The organism is Limnohabitans sp. TEGF003 (genome assembly GCF_055395455.1).
Genome location: NZ_AP029225.1, coordinates 1,566,283 through 1,585,518, shown reverse-complemented (window position 1 = coordinate 1,585,518; position 19,236 = coordinate 1,566,283). Strand labels below are relative to the sequence as shown.

The 19,236-nt window shown below is 58.7% G+C and carries 18 protein-coding genes; 2 read left to right on the top strand and 16 right to left on the bottom strand.

The window, feature by feature from the left end; all coding sequences use genetic code 11:
• Positions 1-2 precede the first annotated feature (2 nt).
• Both ACZ5RT_RS07795 and ACZ5RT_RS07790 read right to left on the bottom strand, forming a co-directional pair.
• On the bottom strand, positions 3-836 hold the full coding sequence (locus ACZ5RT_RS07795; protein ID WP_291923964.1) for a polysaccharide deacetylase family protein: 834 nt from the start codon (positions 834-836) through the stop codon (positions 3-5).
• Positions 820-1,776: a YVTN family beta-propeller repeat protein gene (locus tag ACZ5RT_RS07790; protein ID WP_422170660.1), complete on the bottom strand. Its 957-nt coding sequence runs from the start codon at positions 1,774-1,776 to the stop codon at positions 820-822. Before ACZ5RT_RS07790 ends, ACZ5RT_RS07795 begins: the two co-directional genes overlap by 17 nt.
• Positions 1,777-1,860: 84 nt before the next feature.
• Between ACZ5RT_RS07790 and ACZ5RT_RS07785 the strand changes: the two genes are divergently transcribed.
• Positions 1,861-2,691, top strand: coding sequence for an alpha/beta fold hydrolase (locus ACZ5RT_RS07785; RefSeq protein WP_464454103.1), 831 nt, complete (start codon positions 1,861-1,863; stop codon positions 2,689-2,691).
• 172 nt (positions 2,692-2,863) lie between these two features.
• On the opposite strand, the gene ACZ5RT_RS07780 is transcribed toward ACZ5RT_RS07785, so the two are convergent.
• Positions 2,864-3,583 carry a pseudouridine synthase gene (locus ACZ5RT_RS07780; RefSeq protein ID WP_291940601.1) on the bottom strand — a complete coding sequence of 240 codons (720 nt, stop codon included), beginning with the start codon at positions 3,581-3,583 and terminating at the stop codon, positions 2,864-2,866.
• Between the two features lie 90 nt (positions 3,584-3,673).
• On the opposite strand from ACZ5RT_RS07780, the gene ACZ5RT_RS07775 reads away from it, so the two are divergent.
• The gene (locus ACZ5RT_RS07775; protein WP_422170619.1) at positions 3,674-3,952 is read left to right on the top strand and encodes a hypothetical protein; all 279 of its coding nucleotides are present in this window, start codon (positions 3,674-3,676) and stop codon (positions 3,950-3,952) included.
• 214 nt (positions 3,953-4,166) lie between these two features.
• Here the strand turns inward: ACZ5RT_RS07775 and ettA are convergent, their stop codons facing one another.
• The 13 genes from ettA to ACZ5RT_RS07710 all read right to left on the bottom strand — a co-directional run bounded on the left by ettA (position 4,167) and on the right by ACZ5RT_RS07710 (position 19,105).
• Positions 4,167-5,828 carry an energy-dependent translational throttle protein EttA gene (ettA, locus tag ACZ5RT_RS07770; RefSeq protein ID WP_108427758.1) on the bottom strand — a complete coding sequence of 554 codons (1,662 nt, stop codon included), beginning with the start codon at positions 5,826-5,828 and terminating at the stop codon, positions 4,167-4,169.
• A 202-nt stretch (positions 5,829-6,030) separates the two neighbouring features.
• On the bottom strand, positions 6,031-7,134 hold the full coding sequence (locus tag ACZ5RT_RS07765; protein WP_464454102.1) for a 3'-5' exonuclease: 1,104 nt from the start codon (positions 7,132-7,134) through the stop codon (positions 6,031-6,033).
• Positions 7,135-7,142: 8 nt separating this feature from the next.
• Complete coding sequence (locus ACZ5RT_RS07760) at positions 7,143-8,648, bottom strand: class I SAM-dependent DNA methyltransferase (protein ID WP_464454101.1); 1,506 nt, start codon at positions 8,646-8,648, stop codon at positions 7,143-7,145.
• A gap of 247 nt (positions 8,649-8,895) precedes the next feature.
• Positions 8,896-9,351, bottom strand: coding sequence for a putative toxin-antitoxin system toxin component, PIN family (locus ACZ5RT_RS07755; RefSeq protein WP_464454100.1), 456 nt, complete (start codon positions 9,349-9,351; stop codon positions 8,896-8,898).
• The gene (locus ACZ5RT_RS07750; RefSeq protein ID WP_464454099.1) at positions 9,348-9,668 is read right to left on the bottom strand and encodes an AbrB/MazE/SpoVT family DNA-binding domain-containing protein; all 321 of its coding nucleotides are present in this window, start codon (positions 9,666-9,668) and stop codon (positions 9,348-9,350) included. The genes ACZ5RT_RS07755 and ACZ5RT_RS07750 overlap by 4 nt, the downstream gene beginning before the upstream one ends.
• 176 nt (positions 9,669-9,844) lie before the next feature.
• The gene (locus ACZ5RT_RS07745; RefSeq protein ID WP_464454098.1) at positions 9,845-10,252 is read right to left on the bottom strand and encodes an integrase core domain-containing protein; all 408 of its coding nucleotides are present in this window, start codon (positions 10,250-10,252) and stop codon (positions 9,845-9,847) included.
• Positions 10,253-10,275: 23 nt separating this feature from the next.
• A complete protein-coding gene (locus ACZ5RT_RS07740; RefSeq protein ID WP_464452555.1) occupies positions 10,276-11,748 on the bottom strand; it encodes an IS5 family transposase in 1,473 nt (490 codons plus the stop codon).
• 72 nt (positions 11,749-11,820) lie between these two features.
• The gene (locus ACZ5RT_RS07735; protein WP_464454097.1) at positions 11,821-12,219 is read right to left on the bottom strand and encodes an IS3 family transposase; all 399 of its coding nucleotides are present in this window, start codon (positions 12,217-12,219) and stop codon (positions 11,821-11,823) included.
• Between the two features lie 77 nt (positions 12,220-12,296).
• A complete protein-coding gene (locus tag ACZ5RT_RS07730) occupies positions 12,297-12,698 on the bottom strand; it encodes a transposase (RefSeq protein WP_464454096.1) in 402 nt (133 codons plus the stop codon).
• A 170-nt stretch (positions 12,699-12,868) separates the two neighbouring features.
• Entirely contained in the window at positions 12,869-13,405 is a 537-nt protein-coding gene (locus ACZ5RT_RS07725) for a hypothetical protein (protein WP_464454095.1), read from the bottom strand.
• Between the two features lie 287 nt (positions 13,406-13,692).
• Complete coding sequence (locus tag ACZ5RT_RS07720) at positions 13,693-14,970, bottom strand: KAP family P-loop NTPase fold protein (RefSeq protein WP_464454094.1); 1,278 nt, start codon at positions 14,968-14,970, stop codon at positions 13,693-13,695.
• A gap of 26 nt (positions 14,971-14,996) precedes the next feature.
• Entirely contained in the window at positions 14,997-16,283 is a 1,287-nt protein-coding gene (locus ACZ5RT_RS07715; RefSeq protein WP_464454093.1) for a restriction endonuclease subunit S, read from the bottom strand.
• Positions 16,280-19,105 (bottom strand): type I restriction endonuclease subunit R, encoded by a 2,826-nt coding sequence (locus ACZ5RT_RS07710; RefSeq protein ID WP_464454092.1) that lies wholly within the window; start codon positions 19,103-19,105, stop codon positions 16,280-16,282. The genes ACZ5RT_RS07715 and ACZ5RT_RS07710 overlap by 4 nt, the downstream gene beginning before the upstream one ends.
• Between the last annotated feature and the right edge of the window lie 131 nt (positions 19,106-19,236).

The window sequence follows — 19,236 nt, the reverse complement described above, 5'->3', positions numbered from 1 at the left end:
CCTCATTGTCGCGAATCGGGCAAAACCGGCAGCGCCAAGGGCCGCTGCCGCACCCAGTCCCGGTAAGCCGGGTGCTCGCGCAAAGTGGCGAAACACAGCCCTCGGGCCTTCAGGCCCACAATCAGCGGCTCCAGCACGGCCGGGGCCCACGGATCTTGCCGCGACCAGATGCCCAAATGCGCCATCAGGATGTCGCCAGCGCGAATGTTTTTCAGCGCTTTTTGCAGCAACTGGGCGTTGGGGTGGGTGGCACTGGACAGCTCGTCGCCCAAAAAGCCGGCATCGGACCAGCCCACATGGGCAAAGCCGCATTGCCGCGCCGCTTCGATCAAGCGGGGCGAGGTTTTGCCGCCCGGCGCCCTGAACAAGGGCAGTGGCGCTTGGCCGGTCAAGGCCTGCAAACGCTGCGCCGCCTGGCGCAAGTTGTCGCAATACTGCGCAGCCGTCCAGCTGAGGGTCTGACCGGCTTGGTCGCCCGCGCTGGGGCGGATGCGGAACTTCAAAACCTCGCCCTCTTGCAGGTCGGCCCGCCAGTAAGCGTGGTCCCAGGTGTGCGAGGCAAAGGCGTGACCTTCTGCGGCACGCGCCTGCCACCAAGGGGCCCAATGCTGGCCCAAGGTGCCATCGCCCTCGCGGGTTTTTTCATGCGCCGCAAAAAAAGTGACGGGCACCTGCTGGCGCTGCAACACTTCGGCGATCAAAGGGGCCACGCCCATGTGGCCTGTGTCGAAGGTCAAATAAACCGGCTTCTCGCATGTGACCGCGAGAGCGGACAAGCTGCCCGCCCAGAAGGCGCCGACGAGCAGCCCACGACACCACTCAATAGCGTGGCGCATGGTCCAGTGTCCACACCCCGTGGGGCGATTTGCCGACCCGAACCTGCCGCACCACTTTGCGCGTGGCGATGTCGATCACCGACAGTTTTCTGGCCCAGCGCGAAGCGACCAGGATGTATTTGCCATCGGCCGTGATGTCCATGCAGTCCGGGCCGGAGGGGCCGGGAAAATCCGCGACCACGGCCATCTGGGTGTAGTCGATCTGGCTGATGGTGTTGGTCACGCGGTTGCTGACCATCACATGGCGTTTGTCGCCCAGTGCCCGGAACGCGTGCGCGCCCTTGCCCGTGGGGATTTTCTTGACCAGTTTGGGTTGGCCGCTGCCGATGTCGTACACCTCAACACCATCCCCCCCGGTCAGGCCGACCAGCAAAAATTTGTCGTCCGGCGTGCCGAACACGTCGGCGGGCATGGGGCCGACCGCAGTGCGTGATTTGAGGGTTTGCTTTCCCAGGTCAATCGCCACGATCTCGTCGCTGTCCTGCATCGAGACCCAGGCGGTCTTGCTTTGGCTGTCAATCCACAGGTGGCTGGGGGTTTTGCCGGTCGAGATGCGCTTGGCCAAGGTGGCGTTTTGCCCGTCCCAGCGGTAGATGTCCACATGGTCAAGGCGGTTGGCGGCGATCACCAGCCATTTCATGTCGGGCGAAAACCGCAGGTGGTAGGGGTCCAGAATCCCGGTCACGGTGCGCTGGACCTGGGCGGTGCGCGGGTCGATGAAGGTCAGCGAGTCGCTCATGGCGTTGGCCACAATGACCGACTTTTCATCGGGCGTGAGGTACAGGTGGTGGGGTTCCTTGCCCGTGGGAATGCGCTGGGTCTCTTTCCAGCTGACCGGATCGATCACACTGACATTGCCATCCAGGGAATTGAGAACAAAAACCGGGGGCTGCGCCTGAACCGTCTTGCCGCAAAGCAAAAGCACCCAAGCCGCACCCACAAAAAAACGAGACACCCAACGCAAATCAATCACAAAACGCTTTCAAAATCACATCCAAGTGTAAACGCCGATTCAGGACCCCGGATGCCCACAGCAACGCCCTCGCTCACCCCCACGAAGCTCTCACTGAAAAACCTCACTTTGGAGGTGGTCCACTGGCAGCCCGACCAGACCATCCGCCCCGCCCACACCCTGGTTTTTCTGCACGAAGGGCTGGGCAGCGTCGCCATGTGGCGCGACTGGCCCGCACGCCTGTGCCAACGCCTGGGTTGCGCGGGCCTGGTTTACTCGCGCCAGGGCTATGGCCAATCCGATCCGGTGGCCAATGTGCGCGGCCCTTCGGGCGAAACGGCGGGCTTGCGCCACGGCCGCCTGCTGCCCGACTACATGCACCGCGAAGCCCTGGAAATTTTGCCCGCCTTGCTGGAGGTACTGAACATCCAGCGGCCTGTGTTGGTGGGCCATTCGGACGGCGGCACCATCGCCCTGATCCACGCCAGCCGTTTTGAGGTGGCCGCTTGTGTGGTCATGGCGCCGCATGTGATGGTCGAAGACATCTCGATTCAGGCCATCCTGGCCGCTCGGCAAGCCTACGAACACGGCCCCCTGCGCCAGCGTCTAGCCCCTTACCATGCCGATGTGGACTGCGCGTTTTGGCAGTGGAACGATGTCTGGCTGAGCAAGGCCTTTCGCGGTTTCGATATCCGCTCCGAACTGGGCAGCATCCGCGCGCCCTTGCTGGCCATCCAGGGCGAAAACGATCCCTACGGCACCATGGCCCAGATCGACGAAATTGCCCGCGCCGTGCCGCAGGCGCAACTGCTCAAGCTGCCCGATTGCGGTCACTCACCCCAACGCGACCAAGCAGAAGCCGTGATGCAGGCGATTCAGGCCTTCATGCAACAGTCCTTGTAGGAGGCCGCCCCTGCGGCCGAATGCGGATGGGCCTGCGCTCTCTGAACAAGCTTGAGGCCTACAAGCATTCGCGAGCAGGGGCTCGCTCCCACAAAAAGCACCAAGCCCCGTGCCCGTGGGAGGCCGCCCCTGCGACCAAATGGTGGTGGCCTGACACCCTGCACGCAGCAGCTCAAGGCTTGAGCAGAGCCAGATCTTCGTCAGTCAACCAACGCCACTGACCGGGTGCCAAGTCCCCCAAAACCAAACCGCCAATTTGCGAGCGGTGCAGGCCCTCGACCCGGTTGCCCACCGCCGCCAGCATGCGCTTGACCTGGTGGTATTTGCCCTCTGTGAGGGTCAGCTTCAGGTGCAGCTCGCTCACGGCCTCGCAGGCGGCCGCCTTGACCGGCTTGGGGTCGTCGTCCAGCACCACGCCGCTGAGCAATTTGTCCACCATCTCGGGGGTGATCGGGTGCTTGGTCGTCACCTCGTACACCTTGGGCACATGGTGCTTGGGTGAGCTCATCTTGTGGATGAACTGCCCGTCGTCGGTGAGCAGCAGCAAGCCCGTGGTGTCCTGGTCCAGCCGACCCACCGCCTGCACGCCCTGCACCGCTGCTTTTTGCGGGCGTTGGCGCAAAGGCGCGGGCAGCAGGGTGTAGATGCTGGGCCAGGTGGAGGGCTTTTGCGAGCACTCGGTGCCGGTCGGCTTGTTCAGCAGCACATAGGCTTTGTCCTTGAACGGCCAGTCTGTGCCTTGCACCGTGAAATGCAGCCCCTCCAAATCAAAAAATTCGCCCGCATCGGTGACGGTTTGGCCATGGACTTGCACATGGCCCTGCTGGACCAGGCCCGCACACACGCGGCGGGTGCCAAAGCCCTGGCAAAACAGAATATCTTCCAGGCGCATGGGTTTGAGAGGTTTGGCTTTCATGGGGCATGATTGTCACCTCGAAAAGCCCCCACCCTATGGGGAATGGACCCGGCAGGAGACACATGGATGAGCACCGCCCTTGACACCCTCGACCGCATGACCCAGGCGCTGACGGCCTGCGGCCAAGGCCAATTGGCCCAAAGCGACATGATCCGCCAATGGCGCAGCGGTGCGGCCAGTCTGCCCTTGCCCGACCCATTTGGCGAAGTGCTGGGCAACCTGCTCGACCGCATCGAAGCCAGCGCCCTGTTCAGCGAAGAAAGCTGCTCGTTCAGCCAAAAAGACCTGATGGCCAGTCTGCAACTGTGGGCCGACAAGGCGCGGGCCAGGCTGACCGCGCTGTAGGTTGACAAGCAAACATTCGGCTGCAGGGGCAGTCTCCCACTGGGAAAAAGGCACTGGCTGAATTTTTTGTGGGAGCGAGCCCCTGCTCGCGAATATTTGCGTGGCCACAGCACGCATTCGGCCGCAGGGGCGGCCTCCCACAAAACACCAACTCTTCAGCGACACCAACGACAACGGGCCCCGAAGGGCCCGTTGTCTTGTGCAAAGCAGCAGATTACTTCAAAGCCTTGAAGCGCACGCGCTTGGGCTTGGCGCCTTCTTCGCCCAGGCGGCGTTTCTTGTCGGCTTCGTATTCCTGGTAGTTGCCGTCAAAGAACACCCACTGGCTGTCGCCTTCGGCGGCCAGGATGTGGGTGGCGATGCGGTCCAGGAACCAGCGGTCGTGGCTGATGACCATGACCGAGCCCGCAAACTCCAGCAACGCATCTTCCAGGGCACGCAGGGTTTCCACGTCCAGGTCGTTCGAGGGCTCGTCCAGCAGCAAGACGTTGCCGCCCGCGATAAGGGTTTTGGCCAGGTGCAAACGACCGCGCTCACCGCCCGACAACATGCCCACCTTCTTTTGCTGGTCGCCACCGTTGAAGTTGAAGCGGCCGCAATACGCACGGCTGGCCATCTGGAACTTGCCCACGTTCAGGATGTCCAGACCGCCCGAGACGTCTTCCCAGACGGTCTTGTCGTTGTTCAGGTCGTCACGGTTTTGGTCCACAAAGGCCATGCGCACGGTCTGGCCGATCTTGACCTCGCCGCTGTCAGGCTGCTCTTTGCCCGCGATCAGTTTGAACAAGGTCGACTTACCGGCACCGTTGGGGCCGATGATGCCGACGATGGCGCCCGCAGGCACCTTGAAGCTCAGGTTGTCGATCAGCACGCGGTCGCCAAAGGACTTGCTGACGTTCTTGAACTCGAACACTTCATTGCCCAAGCGCTCGGCCACAGGAATGAAAATTTCCTGCGTCTCGTTGCGCTTTTGGTATTCGAAGTCCGACAGCTCTTCAAAGCGGGCCAGACGGGCCTTGCTCTTGGCCTGACGGCCTTTGGGGTTGGCGCGTGCCCACTCCAGCTCTTTCTTCATGGCCTTGGTGCGGGCGTCTTCGGTGCGCTGCTCCTGCTCCAGACGGGCTTCTTTTTGCTCCAGCCAGCTGGAGTAGTTGCCTTTGTAAGGGATGCCAGAGCCCCGGTCGAGTTCCAGAATCCACTCGGCGGCGTTGTCCAGGAAGTAACGGTCGTGGGTGATGGCCACCACGGTGCCCGAGAAACGCTGCAGGAACTGCTCGAGCCAGTCCACCGATTCGGCGTCCAGGTGGTTGGTGGGTTCGTCGAGCAGCAGCATGTCGGGGCGCGACAGCAGCAAGCGGCACAAAGCCACACGGCGCTTTTCACCGCCCGACAGCTTGCCGATCACGGCGTCCCATGGGGGCAGGCGCAGCGCGTCGGCCGCGATTTCGAGTTGGTGGTCGGACGCATCGCCTGCTGTGGCGATGATGGCTTCGAGTTTGGCCTGCTCGGCGGCCAAGGCGTCAAAGTCGGCATCTTCTTCGGCGTAGGCGGCGTACACCTCTTCCAGGCGGGCCTGCGCGGCCTTGACTTCGCCCATGCCGCTTTCCACGGCCTCGCGCACGGTTTGCTCAGGGTCCATCACGGGTTCTTGCGGCAGATAACCGATTTTCAGGCCCGCCATCGGAATGGCTTCGCCTTCGATTTCCTTGTCGATACCGGCCATGATCTTGAGCAAAGTGGACTTGCCCGAGCCGTTGGTGCCCAGCACGCCGATCTTGGCGCCAGGGAAGAAAGACAAAGAAATGTCTTTGAGAATGTGACGTTTGGGCGGCACGATCTTGCCAACCCGGTTCATCGAAAATACGTATTGAGCCATTTATACCCGCCTGAAAAAATACCAATAACCGCGCATTATCCCAGCTTGCCGTGACGCGGCATCCAACAAAGGCGCTATCCCTGTGGCAGGCTGTCCCTGTTTGTGAAATCGGTCCCCTTCAGAGACTGCCCCTGTGGGAGCGACGCCCTCGTCGCGAAGGGGCCTTCGATGAGCGCCAGTGACCGACGCCGAGTCGAGCTGTTTAAAGCTGCCGCTCTGACTGCAAACCCGGACGGCTGGAATACTGCACCCGGCTGTCCAGCGCTTCGATCTGGACCCGGGCGCTGCGCGCGCCATACACCTCGGCCCGCAACCAGGCACATTCGGCGTCCAGCAGCGCGTCGGAAGCCAAACTGCACCACCAGACCCGGCCTTCGCCGTCCCAGCGGTAACCCCGGGCCTTGAGTTTGTCCTTGGCTTCAAAGGGCGCGCCCGTGGCCCGCAGTTTGTAGCGGGTCTGCCCGGCCCCGGCCAAGAGGCGCGACAAACCGGTCTGACCATCGGCCAAGGGCGAGGCCAGCACCTGCAGCAAGGCATGGCAATCGACCTGCGCCCGGTGCGCGTCGTAAAACCAGCCACGCTCGGACGCCAAAAACTCCAACTTGGCCGAACCGCTGCCCTCTTTCTTCCAATCGATGCCTTGAAAAGAACAGCCCCAGGCCTTGCTGGCAAACACCGGAAAACGCGCCTCCACGAACGGGCGGTCAAACCCGGCGTTGTGCGCCACGACCAAATCCGCCTGCGCCACCAAGTCATGAACGGCCGCGTCGTCGATGCGTTGGCCCTGCACCATGCTGTCGTCAATGCCCGTGATCTCGGTGATTTGCGGCGGAATCGGCTTGCCCGGGTCTTCAAACGACTCGTAAATGCTGACCGGTCCCACGGGCAAACCCGTGGCCGCATCGACCAGCACCGACAACATGGCCAGCTCGATGATGCTTTCGGTTTTGCTGTCCAGCCCGGTGGTTTCGGTGTCAAGCACGATCACGCGCTGTGTGGGCTGCCCATGCAGGCCACCATAGTCTGCAACAGGCTGCAAACGGCGCAGCACACGAAAATCCGGGTGCTGCGCCAGGGTTTGGGCCATGGCTTCGTGTTCGGAAGCAGGGGCGGCAGGGGGGACTGGAGCGCTCAAGGCTTCAGGCGCAGCGGGTGCAGGAGCAACAACGGGCTCAGGCGCGGCGGCTGCGGTGGGTGTGCCAGCAACGGCTGGCGCAGGCACTTTGGCAGGCTTGGCCGGTTTGGCGGGCTTGTCTGAGCCCCCGGCTTCAAAGCCGAAAAAACTCAGTTGATCGGTTTTGTTCATGGCCACGATTAAACCGCCTCTTCGGGCACATCGGCACCCAAATCGCCTGCAATCAACTTGAACTGCTCCAGCGCGGCTTGCAGGTCTTCCACAATTTCCTGCGCGATCACCGCCGGGGCGGGCAGGTTGTCACTGTCGGCCAGGCTCTCGTCCTTGAGCCAGAAAATGTCCAGGCTGGTCTTGTCGCGGGCGATCAGCTCGTCGTAGCTGTAGGCGCGCCAGCGGCCATCGGGGTTCTCGGCACTCCAAGTCTCGGCCCGTTCGTGGCGCTTGCCCACTTTGTAGAGCTGCACAAACTCGTCCAAGTCGGCCCGACGCAGCGGGTTGGTCTTGAGTGTGAAATGCTTGTTGGTGCGCAGGTCGTAAATCCAGAGCTTTTGCGTCCAGGGCTTCTCGGATGCTGGCTTTTTGTCAAAGAACAGCACGTTCGCCTTCACGCCCTGTGCATAAAACAGGCCCGTTGGCAGACGCAGCAGCGTGTGCAAGTCACACTCGTGCAGCAGCTTTTTGCGGATGGTCTCGCCTGCACCACCTTCAAACAGCACGTTGTCGGGCAACACCACAGCTGCGCGACCATGAATAGCCAACAGGGTTTTGATGTGCTGCACAAAGTTCAGCTGCTTGTTGCTGGTGGTGGCCCAAAAGTCGTCGCGCTCGATGGTGTCTTTCTCGCTCGACACGCGGCCATCCTCGCCCACGATCACGGTGCTGCTCTTCTTGCCAAATGGCGGGTTGGCCAACACCACCTCAAAGCGGTCACCGGGGTCAGCGCCCAGCGCATCGCCCACGCGCACCGGCACCGACTTCTCAGAGCCAATGCCGTGCAGCAGCAGGTTCATGGCGCACACACGGGCCGTGGCCTGCACCAGCTCAAAGCCCACAAAGGCACTTTCTTTCAGGTGCTTTTTCTCGTCCTTGGTCAGGTTGGGGTTGCGCTCGACCATGTGCTGGTGCGCGCTGAACAAAAAGCCGCCCGTGCCGCAGGCCGGGTCGCACACGCGCTCAGCGGGCTTGGGGTCGATGCACTCCACCATGGCCGCGATCAGCGCACGGGGCGTGAAGTATTGCCCCGCCCCGCTCTTGGTGTCTTGCGCGTTCTTTTCCAGCAGGCCTTCATAGGCATCGCCCTTCACGTCGGCACCCAGCACCGTCCAGGTCTCGGCGTCGATCAGGTCCACAATCACGCGGCGCAGCTTGGCCGGGTCTTGAAACTTGTTTTGCGCCTTGGCAAAGATCAGGCCCAGCGTGCCCTTTTCTTGCCCCAGCTTTTCAAGGGCGTGGCGGTAGTGGTCAAACAAATCGTCGCCATCGCGCCCCAACAGCGTGGGCCAGGCGTAGGCAGCGGGCACGATGCTGGTCTGGTTGTAAGGCGGCTGGCTGCGCTCGTCGGCCATCTTGAGGAACAGCAAATACGTCAGCTGCTCCACATAGTCGCCATAGCTCATGCCATCGTCGCGCAGCACGCTGCAATAGTTCCAGAGCTTCTGGACGAGGGTGTGGGTGGTGGTGTTCATGGGTAATCTAATTTATTCAAATTCTTGGCTTTGCCAGGTGCTGACTCTGCCAATGACAGGAGTTCGAGGCTCTAATGAGGGGAGTCCCCCGTCAAATGACGGGAGTCCCAGACCAAATGACGGGAGTCAGACAGCAATTGGGGGGAGCATTGGGGGGAGTTACCCCGCAAATGATGGGAGTCCTCAGCCAATTGGGGGGAGTTACCCCTCACGCAATAGCCGGTCCAGAGACGCTGGTATAGCCGACTCATGGCTGCGATTCCCCCTGAGCACAGTAGGTTTGGCAAAAAACATCCAAGGCCATGATCGGGCACGAACTGGCACGCTCAAACTCGGGCGCAATGGCCAGCAGATCGCGGTCGCCAGAAACCAGCACTTGCGCTTTGCCAGCTACCGCCAAGTGCATGAAAGGCAAATCCAGCACATCGCGGCAATCGGGCACCGTGGGTGGCGGCTGTGGGATGCGCACGGTTTCGGCATACGGCAGGTAGTCGGCCAGCAACTCGTCTTGTTCAGCTTGCGACAAACGAAACTTGGGATAAGCCAACACACGCACCAGCTCTTGCACCGTAGCTGTGCTGGCCAGTGGCAACACCCGCCCGCGCTGCCAGGCCTGGCGCACCAGCCCGGCTGCGCCGCCACGAAACACCAGCGCAGACAAGACCACATTGGTGTCCAGCACCACGCGAACAGCGTCGCTCATGCTGTGGGCTTGGCCTTTTTGGCAGCCGACTTCTTGGGCTTGGCGGGCGTCACGTCATAAACCGCAGCAGGCTCGTTGACCATGGCGGGGGCAAGCGCAGGCGTTCTGGCCCACGCCACCGCATCGGCGATGTCATCGTCAGTCAGGTTCAGCTCGGCCAATTTGGCGCGCACCGCATCGCCCCGTTGAATGCGCACTGGCGTCAAGATGAGCTGCCCGTCACGGGCCTCAACATCAAAGTATTCGGTCGCGCCCACAGCCTGCGTCAAGCTCTTGGGCAGAGTGAGCTGGTTTTTGGCGGTGATTTTGGCAAGCATGCTTTCATCCAAAAGTAAGGAATCATTACTTTAACGCAAATCCAGTGATTGCATCAAACGATCACGCCGATTCGTGCCCACAAACACCGGGCGCCGCAGCCGCTTGGAACGCGGCACGTTCAACATGACAACTTGCCTGCTGGTCTTGACCCCATAACCCAGTACCGCCGGTATGTTTAATTTACCGCTCGTTTTGCCCTGAACAGCTTGGCGGGCAGATATCCCAGTGCGCTGTGCGGATGGTAAGAATTGTAGTCATCGAACCATTTGGGCAATAGCGCCATCACCGTTTGCGAGTCCGGCCTCTCGGCCAATTTCGCGTAGTCTCGCTTCAATGTTTTCACAAAACTCTCGGCCATGCCGTTGCTTTGTGGGCTGGTCACAGGTGTGGTCACCGGCTTGAGCCCCAATTGCTTGGCAAAGCTCCTGGTCTCGGCCGCCGTGTAGCAGCTGCCGTTGTCCGTGAGCCATTCAATGGGCTTGGGCGGCTTGCCATCTGCACCAAATCTATTTTCCACCGCCTGCATCATCAAATCGCCCACCAAGGCCGCATCGATGCCTTTGGTGGTAGCCACCCAGCTCATGAGTCGCCCCTGCAAAATTCATTTCAAGCCAGCGCCCAGCGTTGATCTGAGTTTTGCAGTCGTTTGAGGCCGAAGATTTCTGCCAATTTCTCAAACAAACCCGCTAAACCACTCACCTGCAACAGGCACAACAAAAGGCCCAGGCCTTTCTTGGCGATCATCCGCAGCAGCCAGCGGATGTTGTAGCCCGCCGCGCACAGCACCGCGTGCAGCGCATCACCCTCTGAGCCCTTGAGGTGGCAGCGATCCATGCGGTGATCCGCTTTGAGGTGCCCGATGATCGGCTCGATGGCTTGGCGGCGTTTGAGCAGCCTGCGCTCTTCATCTGTGAGCCGCTTGTCCTTGCCACGGTGTTTGATCTCGATGTGCGGGTTGTCCTTGTCCACACCCCGGTAGCCCAGGTCGGCGTACACCACCTCGGGCTTGACCCCCAAGCCTTGCATCAGGATGGCGCTTTGCTCGATCTGCTCGTGCATGGTGTGTCCGTCATACGGGTTACCGGGAAAGCTCCTGGCGCCCACGATCAGATTGCCCTTGAGCGTCATGGCCAGACCCACCTTCACACCAAACTCGTAGGGGTTGCGGCTTTTACCTTTAGAGATGCACTCCACCTCGGGTGCATGCCAGCTGTAGAGCTTGGCGCGGTTGTCCACTGCCTTGCGGCTGCCGGTCTGCGTGACCAAGCGTTTGGCCTTGCCCAAGGTCTGGCCCAAGGTGTCTTGTATGGCTTGGCTGAGCGTGGTCATCTTGCGAGCCACCTCGCGCTGCAGCCGTCCAACGATGGTGCGCTGGCGTTTGATCATTTTGCGCATGCGTTTGAACTGACGGGCATGGGCATAGCGCCCAGCCTTGTAGCCCAGCAGTTGCCCTTCTTTGGCGTAGGTTTGCTTGAGCTCGATGCCATTGGCTTTGGCCACCTCGACCACCTTGGACCGGGCCGTCTCCAGCAGCTTGCTGTCGGTGGGGTGCGCCACGGCTTTCTCTTGCACCGTGGAGTCCACGATCACGCGCGTCAACTCTTTCTTGGCGATCAGCTTGAGCGTGACGGCCACCTCCATGGTGCGGGCCAGCAGCTCTTCCACACCTTCTTCGCCAAGGGCTTTACGGAAGCGCCCCAGTTGTGTCGGGTCGCACGGCCATTGGTGCTCGAAATACTCATTGCCAGAAAAGTATTGCCAAGTGGGGGTCTCGCCCCAACGCTGAATCACGTCTTCATCGCTCTCGTTGAACGCATGCTTGAGGTACAGCAGCGCCACCATCAGACGGGTGGGCAAACGAGGACGGCCAGCATTGGAGACGCCGCCACCGGCAACGGCCGAGACCGGGCCAAACAAATCCAAATCTTCGATCTTCTTGCCCGCCTTGACCTGGCGTGCCCAACGATGGGCGAGGGAAGCTTCGATTTCTTGCCAAGGCATGCGGTTGGCCAGTACCGCAAGCGGGTGACGCAAATCGATCATCTGGTCCAGGCGGTTGCGGAAAAAGTCATCGGTCATGGCGCTGCTTTCAAAAACTCCCAGAAAACAGCCTCCATTGAATAACTATTTGAGAGTTCTGACCATCCGGATTCACCCCAGATCACAAGCATTCATGCGGGTTGCAGGGGTTTTGCAGGGGCGACTCATGACTTCCCTGTCGCAGCAGTCCAGCGCAAACGCCACCCGCACTTTCTCGCCGTTGTCGCATGACAGCTCCAAGCCATCTGAACACCATCGCACGTCACTGTCCTTGACTGCCACCTTGCCTTCGTGCTTTCTGGTGTCGACGGGCTTTTCTCCATGCCGGTACAGCAGCCAACCTTCATCACGCATCACCCGGTAAACCCGCTTGTGGTTGACACGGTCGTATCCCTCCAATCGCAACCTTGCCCAGACACGGCGGTAGCCGTAAGTGGCGCGGTCCTTGACCACGTTGGCAATGGCTTGTTTGACGGCAGCGTCATCGTTGCGTGGGGGTGACTTTCTCAAGTCTGCCCATTCGCACGGGCGATCTCGTCTGGCCAACACATGGCTGCGCGACACGCTAAGGGCATGGCAGACGGCCCTCACTGCTCGCCCCCGGGCAATACTGGCGAGCGCGCAATCCACTTTTTTGCTTTGGCGAAGTCCACAGCCTCCTTGAGAATCTCGTTCTCCAAAGTCTTGCGGCCCAGTGCGCCTTCGAGTTGTTTGATGCGGCGCATGGCCTCTTGAAGCTCTGACGCTGGCACCACGGTTTCGTTGGCACCCACCGCCATCAGTGAGCCTTGCAGGTAGGCCTTTCGCCATTGAAAGAGTTGCGCTGCTGTGATGCCGAATTGCCGGGCAACCGTCGAGACGGAGTTGCCAGGCTCGTTGGTCTGTTTGACGATTTCAAGCTTTTGCTCGGGGGTCCAGCGCCTGCGGCGCTGAACGCTGGTCACCACTTCAACCCGGGTGGGCGTTGCTGAAGACATAGTCATATCCATGGTCGTATTCCTGTTTCTTAGTTTAAGGAATACCGACGGGACTGTGATTCAGGGGGCTAACTCACCTGCACCCGCATCACACCGTAAACACATCGTTACCGCGCAGCGGACCATCGGGATCACTGTCGGCAGCGAAGATGCAAAGGGAGTAAGGAAATCTCAATAACCGGTCACAAAGACAAAGATGCCTTTAGTGCTTTGGAATCTGAATTACTGTCGCCGGGTCGCGCATTGAAAAGTCCGCGCACCCACAACTTATTGAGCATCTTGGTCTTTTTGATGTTGATCAAGCGGGGATTGGACTTCAACGCCGCGGCGATCAACCAGTCCTCCATAAACTCAACAGATGGCTTCTTTCCACTACCTTTAGCCAAGGCAGCCGGCCTACCAGTGGGCGTGACTTGAGGCAGAAAAATCAACGCTGGACGGCCTCGTACATAAATGTTTAACACTTCGTTGTACATCTGCAGATGGGCCGCATTGGTTGCCTCTTTTAAAACAGATTGTTTTTCGGCCTTGCCAACGTACCAAGGCATGACCCGCTTGGATCGGGATGATTTGACCCCAAATACATAGCAACCTGGACCACTTAACAGCCCCGCGAGATCCGCATCTTCTTTGATCGATTTTTTCAACTCTTTGATTTGATCAATAGTGATCATATTTGGTGTCTTTATGAAAAAAGGACCAAGGACTTCGAAGTTCATGGAGTCTCCTTGAAAATTAAGGACAGAGATTGGAAGTAATGAGGAACAAAACTGGATTTAGACATCGCATCGTTTGGAAACTCCAGCGCACGGCCCTCCCAGTTGGACCGCTTGACGATGCGGAAGGAGAAAGGAACTGTACTCATCAAGTAAAAGTCAAATTCAAGTCAATTGTCATCGCCAAGCTTGACTGCTAAATCCACCTTATTGGCAACAGACTTGATTGAAAAATTCCAACGACCGCTGATACGGGACTTCATATGCAAAATCTCTTTAGCACGAATTGCTTAATCTGTATCTGACTGTCCTTGTGCCAACTCCTGAAGATCTTTGAGAACTTGTTCCCCACGTTCACGCACAACATCCCCGACGATCAAATAAGTCTCAAGAACTGTGGAAATTCTAGACACTGAAAATTGCTGTGCGTTAGGCAGTTGTCGCAAAGTCACCATGAGACTGCTTGGTGCAAGCGCACCACTGACTAAACCCGTGTATAGATCTGGCCTGCTGGTACGCAAAACCAACAACAAAGAAAGAACAATAGGATCGAGATAATTTTTTGGCGGTGTTTGCGTTACCACAACAGCCAAACGGGTCAGGCATCGTTCTCGTGCACGCAAAGACAAGCCAAATAGACCGGCGAGAAACGTGAAGGCCTCAACAAAAGATTCGTAGTCATAAGCCAGTTCTGGATACTGTTTGCGAGTATCGAAAAACTCTTTGAATTCGAAGCGCTTAATCAGCTCTTGCGTATAGTCTTTGGTGTGCGGCGCTGGTAGGACATATTCCAAATCAATGAATCTCCGCAAGTACTCCGGTGCATCGATGCGCTCACCATAAACAGCTGCAGTGATGGCCTCCAGTTGTTTCTTGTCTATCGACAACACAAAAACCATGTTGCGCACATCAAAAACATGCTTCACCCGCTCTAGCAGCTCAATCGCATAAGTTGGACGGCAGCGATCCAACTCGTCTATAAAGAAAATCAGCGGTCGTGAGCGATCTCCCTTGGTCAGTGTATCTACAGCTTTTTCAAGAGCATCACGAAACTGTTCTAGTGATGCCTTTTCCTTTTGGAACGCATCTATCAAGTCAGAGGTTGATTCGCTAGCCATGTCGGCAGCAACACCTTCACTTACGTCATCCAAGTCCAAAAGATTCAGAGTGCCAGCTTTAACAGCCGCAATCAAACCACGCTTTGCAATCGAACCAACTGCTTTTTTGACCGTCGCCATATTGGTACGAAAGCTCCAATCGGAGCATTCGCCACCTGATTTGAGCTCATCGATGGCCGCAACCATGGGTATCAATGGATCGATAACGTAATCGTCTTTCCATGCATTGAAGTGAACACATTGGAAGCACTCGGTTTCCAGAGATCTTCTCAACATTCGAACCACAGTCGTTTTACCTGTCCCCCAAGGAGAATCCAAGGCCAAAACAAACGGCCCCTCCATCTGATTAATCAGGTTGCGAAGAAACTCGACTACTGGCTTCCGTTCAAGCGCATCAAACCTAAATGGATCTGTCGACGGAACCTCAACCTCTGCGATACGAAACTTCATGCTGCCCTTTAATATTTTTTAGCATCTCAACTGCTGCTGAACTTATCAGCCAACGTAGCTTGCCGCAGCGCCTGCGCACGCTGGAGGTTTTCGTCGACCTCGGTTTCGACTTCACAGATGATGGAGAGGTGACGATCAACTTCAGCGACGATGCGGGTTTGTTCGTGCTTGGGAGGCAAGCCAAACGCGATACTGCGGAGGCCGCCTAGGGGAACTGTCATTTGTGCGGTTCCTGTTGAAACTTCGGTCGCCTGCTTGAACACGTTGTCACTCGCCATGGCAATCGTCAGATAGTCCATTGGTGATTCCGAATGCGGACGAAGAATCGCCATGTGCCGTTGAATGCAGAAACGTTCAATGGTCTTCACTCGCACTGGTATTCCATAACTACCAACTAATGTATAAAGCAAATCACCTTTAGCTGGTTGTCGATATGGATCAAGCGAGTTGTAGTAATCCTCGCCAACAAAACGTGTATTTGACAGATCAATTTCGCCGGTACGTACGTTACCAATTACCAAAAAAGGAACACCCGCGTCCGTCTGCGGTGGTGCCTGGTGATCGCCATCGGTCAGATGAGCGACTACCTGCTCAACAGAGGCCCACGCCCAGCCTTCAGGCAACTCTGTGAACGCATCCAAATTAGGTAACGCAGGTTCTTTGTATTTGGATTTCCCTTTGGGTCGCTCTCGCCTAACTTCAAGAATCCGCTGCAAAAGCTGTTCGCCTGTTTCGTAGCTGCGGCCTTCGCGTTGGGCGATGCTGGCTTCGGTTTCGACGAGGCGGCCTTCGACGGCGGCTTTGAGGACGGAGGCTTTGTAGCGTTTGAGGTTGGCTTTGACGCGCTGGAGGTTGGCGACGGCTTCGTCGAGGCGGGAGAACTGTTTTTCGATCTCTGCGACGACTTCCGCCTGCTGCTCGGGCGGATGAATCGTCACTTCGACAGCGTTGTAGTCGTCACGACTCAGCCCTGGAATCGCGGTTGATTTGTCCAGTCGGGCCAAGCCGAGCGAACTCAGCAGATAGCGGTAGTACCGTGGGTCATGCCCGATTGGCGCTTCAGCGAAGTACGAGGTATCAATTGGCCAGCAAGGCACTGCCGAGTAATGCACTGCGCCCACATTGCCTTTGCGTCCAACAATGATCGCTGGGCCACTGGTCAGGGCTGCCGAGTGATTTCCAACTACACCACTGGAACCGTAAACAGGCACGGAGCCAGTGTTATCGCGTACAGCAGCAGGCAGACTCTTGCCATATTTCAACGGCAGCAGATCACCGAGACGCCCTTTGATCCGCTCTTTCAATTCGCTCACGCCACCAACTCCCGATTCATCGCTTCAATCACCTGCGTCAGCTCCGCGCCAAACAGCTGGTGCACTTTGCCCAGGCCGCCTTCGCTGTTGAAGGGGGCGTATTCAAAGTCGTCGGGCTCGATGCCCAGGTTCGCAGCGATGTGGTCTCGGATCATTTCTAGCCAGTGCAGTTGTTCGGGGGTGAATGGGGATGGATTCCCGCCTTCGCGGGAATGACTAGAGGGGTGGGAATGACTGGATGCACGGGCTTGATTCGTTTGAGCCAACCACGCATCAAAGTTGGCGCGCACCCGCTCGGGGTAGGGCACCAGTTCGTTGTCTTGCTGCATGGCAAAGCGCACCAGGCTGACCAAGTCGGTCAGCAGGCGGCGCTGGCTGGTGCCTTTCACTTTCGTTTTGTTGAGCGCGGCGTAGGCTTGCCACAGCTGGCTTTCGTCGATCAGGTGCGGCGGCGCGTGCAGCGCGTCGGCCAGGGCTTTGACGTCACGGTAGGTCAGCGGGGCGCGGCTGGGGCGGTTGTACAAAATTTGCAGCGCGGTGATTTCGTCTTTGTGCTGGGCAATGAAAGCTTCAAAGCTTTGCACCAGGCCTTTGGCGCGTTCACTGGCCGCTTCGCTAAAACCCGCGTTCAGCAGCGTGTCTTGCGTCACCACGTCCACCACCAGGTCGGCCTTTTGGCGCAGCTGCAATATCAGTGTGCGCAGCGCGGGGTTGGCAAAGGGGCGCACAGCAGACTGGATTCCCGCCTGCGCGGGAATGACATTGCTGGGGTCATCGGGGTCAGCATTCAGCGCTTGCAAAATGCCGCTGGCCAAGTCTGTCAGACTCAGGCCGCCGCTGGCCGCCAGCACTTGGGCGTGGTCGGCGGGGCTCAGGTCTTTGTCCAGCCGGGCCAGGCGGGCGGCCACGCTGCTCAGCACGTCGTCCTCCACATTGCCCAGGCTCACGGCTAGCAGCAGTTTGTCCAAGGGCACGGTTTTTTTGGTGTCCATGGGGCGGCTGTCGGTTTTGTCGCGCTCGCACACGCCCACGGCGTCCACGATCACAAAGTGGTCCTTGACCTTGGCGTCGGGCGTCACGGCTTGCAGGTCGGCCGGGTTGCACACGCGCACGCCGCGGCCTTTCATCTGCTCAAAAAAGCTGCGGCTTTTGACCGAGCGCATGAACACCACAATCTCCACCGGCTTGATGTCGGTGCCGGTGGCGATCATGTCCACCGTCACGGCCACGCGCGGAAAGTAGCTGTTTCTGAAGGCGCTGATCAAATCCTCGGGCTTGGTGCCTGTGGTGCGGTAGGTGATCTTTTGCGCAAACTCGTTGCCCTTGCCAAATTCTTCGCGCAGGATTTCCACGATCTTTTCGGCGTGGTTGTCGTCTTTGGCAAAGACCAGCGTCTTGGGCACCTCGGTGCGGCCAGGGAAGATTTCGGTGTGCAGTCGGTCCCTGAAGGTGGTGATGACTTTGCGAATTTGGTCGGGCGTTTGCACGCTGCGGTCCAGCTCGGCGGGGTCGTATTCAAAGTCCTCGTCCAACTGCCAGGCGCTTTTGCGGCGGGTGGCTTTGTCCACGGTTTCCAGCCAAAAACCTTTTTCCACCTTGGCGCCTTTTTCGCTCACTTCGGTCTGGATGCGGTACACGTCGTAATTCACGTTCACCCCATCGGCCACGGCCTGGGTGTGGCCGTATTCCATGACCAGGTTTTGGTTGAAGAAGCCAAAGGTTTGTTTGTTGGGCGTGGCGGTCAGGCCCACCAGATAGGCGTCGTAATACTCCAGCACTTGCCGCCACAGGTTGTAGATGCTGCGGTGCGCTTCGTCGGTCACCACGATGTCAAACAGCTCAATCGGAAAGGCCGGGTTGTAGCCAATGGGTTCGGGGTCTTTGAACAGGCTTTCGGCTCCCTCGGTGCTTTCTTCGTCGGCCTCGGGCGGCAGCTCTTTGCCTTTGAGCAAACTGAACATGCGCTGGATGGTGCAAATGACCACGCGGGCGCTGGTGTCCACCTGGTTGCCTTGCAGGTGCTGGACGATGAACTCTTCGCCAAACTTGTAGCTGTTGTAGGGGCTGGCGTATTGGTCAAACTCTTTTTTGGTCTGGCGGCCCAGGTTGCCCCGGTCGACCAAAAACAGCACGCGCCGCGCACCACCAAATTTGATCAGGCGGTAGATGAAGCTGATGGCGGTAAAGGTCTTGCCGCTGCCCGTGGCCATCTGGATGAGGGCTTTGGGTTTGTTGGCGGCCAGGCTTTTTTCCAGGTTTTGCACCGCCTTGATTTGCGCGGGCCACAGCTGGTAGTTGGCCCCGCCCTGCCCCCATTGGGTGACCAGCTCGGGCATGTCGCGCATGCGGGCCAAAAAGGTCGATGGCGCTTCGTTGGCGGCCTGCGGGCCTGCCGCTGGGGGCAACATGTGCAACCACTGCGCCAGCAGTTCGGGCCGGAAAAACGCAAACACCCGGCGCGAGCGCGGGTGCGGGTCCAGCCCGTTGGTGAATTGGGTCTCGACCCCGGTGGATTCAAACAAAAACGGCAAAGGCCTGCGCCAAGCGGGCAAGGCAACTGGCAGCCCCTGGGCGTAGCGCTCGGACTGCGCCTCGACCCCTTTGAGGGTGACGCCCTCTTTCTTGGCCTCGATCACGCCACAGGCTTTGCCGTTCACATAGAGCAGGTAGTCGGCAAAGCCGTGGCCGGGGTTGAGTGGGAATTCACGGATGGCCACGCCCTGAGCCGCATGCAGATTGACTTGGTCGATGTTGCAAACATGCCAGCCAGCGGCTTGCAAGAGTTCATCAATTTGAACGCGGGCTTTGGCTTCTGGGGTCATTCAGCGGGCGGTTTTTTATACGAAGGTGTCCATTCTAGGGGTGCAAACAGACAAAAGCCCCGGCACTTTAGAAAATGCCGGGGCTTGCTTGGCTTGGGCTCAGGTCACCGGTCTGCAAGCTATCGCGCACG

Bases quoted from the DNA above. Each gene is read 5' to 3' on its own strand.
- ACZ5RT_RS07795 (WP_291923964.1), bottom strand. From the start codon at position 836: ATGCGCCACGCTATTGAGTGGTGTCGTGGGCTGCTCGTCGGCGCCTTC.
- ACZ5RT_RS07785 (WP_464454103.1), top strand. From the start codon at position 1,861: ATGCCCACAGCAACGCCCTCGCTCACCCCCACGAAGCTCTCACTGAAA.
- ACZ5RT_RS07780 (WP_291940601.1), bottom strand. From the start codon at position 3,583: ATGCGCCTGGAAGATATTCTGTTTTGCCAGGGCTTTGGCACCCGCCGC.
- ACZ5RT_RS07775 (WP_422170619.1), top strand. From the start codon at position 3,674: ATGAGCACCGCCCTTGACACCCTCGACCGCATGACCCAGGCGCTGACG.
- ettA (WP_108427758.1), bottom strand. From the start codon at position 5,828: ATGGCTCAATACGTATTTTCGATGAACCGGGTTGGCAAGATCGTGCCG.
- ACZ5RT_RS07765 (WP_464454102.1), bottom strand. From the start codon at position 7,134: ATGAACAAAACCGATCAACTGAGTTTTTTCGGCTTTGAAGCCGGGGGC.
- ACZ5RT_RS07760 (WP_464454101.1), bottom strand. From the start codon at position 8,648: ATGAACACCACCACCCACACCCTCGTCCAGAAGCTCTGGAACTATTGC.
- ACZ5RT_RS07755 (WP_464454100.1), bottom strand. From the start codon at position 9,351: ATGAGCGACGCTGTTCGCGTGGTGCTGGACACCAATGTGGTCTTGTCT.
- ACZ5RT_RS07750 (WP_464454099.1), bottom strand. From the start codon at position 9,668: ATGCTTGCCAAAATCACCGCCAAAAACCAGCTCACTCTGCCCAAGAGC.
- ACZ5RT_RS07745 (WP_464454098.1), bottom strand. From the start codon at position 10,252: ATGAGCTGGGTGGCTACCACCAAAGGCATCGATGCGGCCTTGGTGGGC.
- ACZ5RT_RS07740 (WP_464452555.1), bottom strand. From the start codon at position 11,748: ATGACCGATGACTTTTTCCGCAACCGCCTGGACCAGATGATCGATTTG.
- ACZ5RT_RS07730 (WP_464454096.1), bottom strand. From the start codon at position 12,698: ATGGATATGACTATGTCTTCAGCAACGCCCACCCGGGTTGAAGTGGTG.
- ACZ5RT_RS07725 (WP_464454095.1), bottom strand. From the start codon at position 13,405: ATGAACTTCGAAGTCCTTGGTCCTTTTTTCATAAAGACACCAAATATG.
- ACZ5RT_RS07720 (WP_464454094.1), bottom strand. From the start codon at position 14,970: ATGAAGTTTCGTATCGCAGAGGTTGAGGTTCCGTCGACAGATCCATTT.
- ACZ5RT_RS07710 (WP_464454092.1), bottom strand. From the start codon at position 19,105: ATGACCCCAGAAGCCAAAGCCCGCGTTCAAATTGATGAACTCTTGCAA.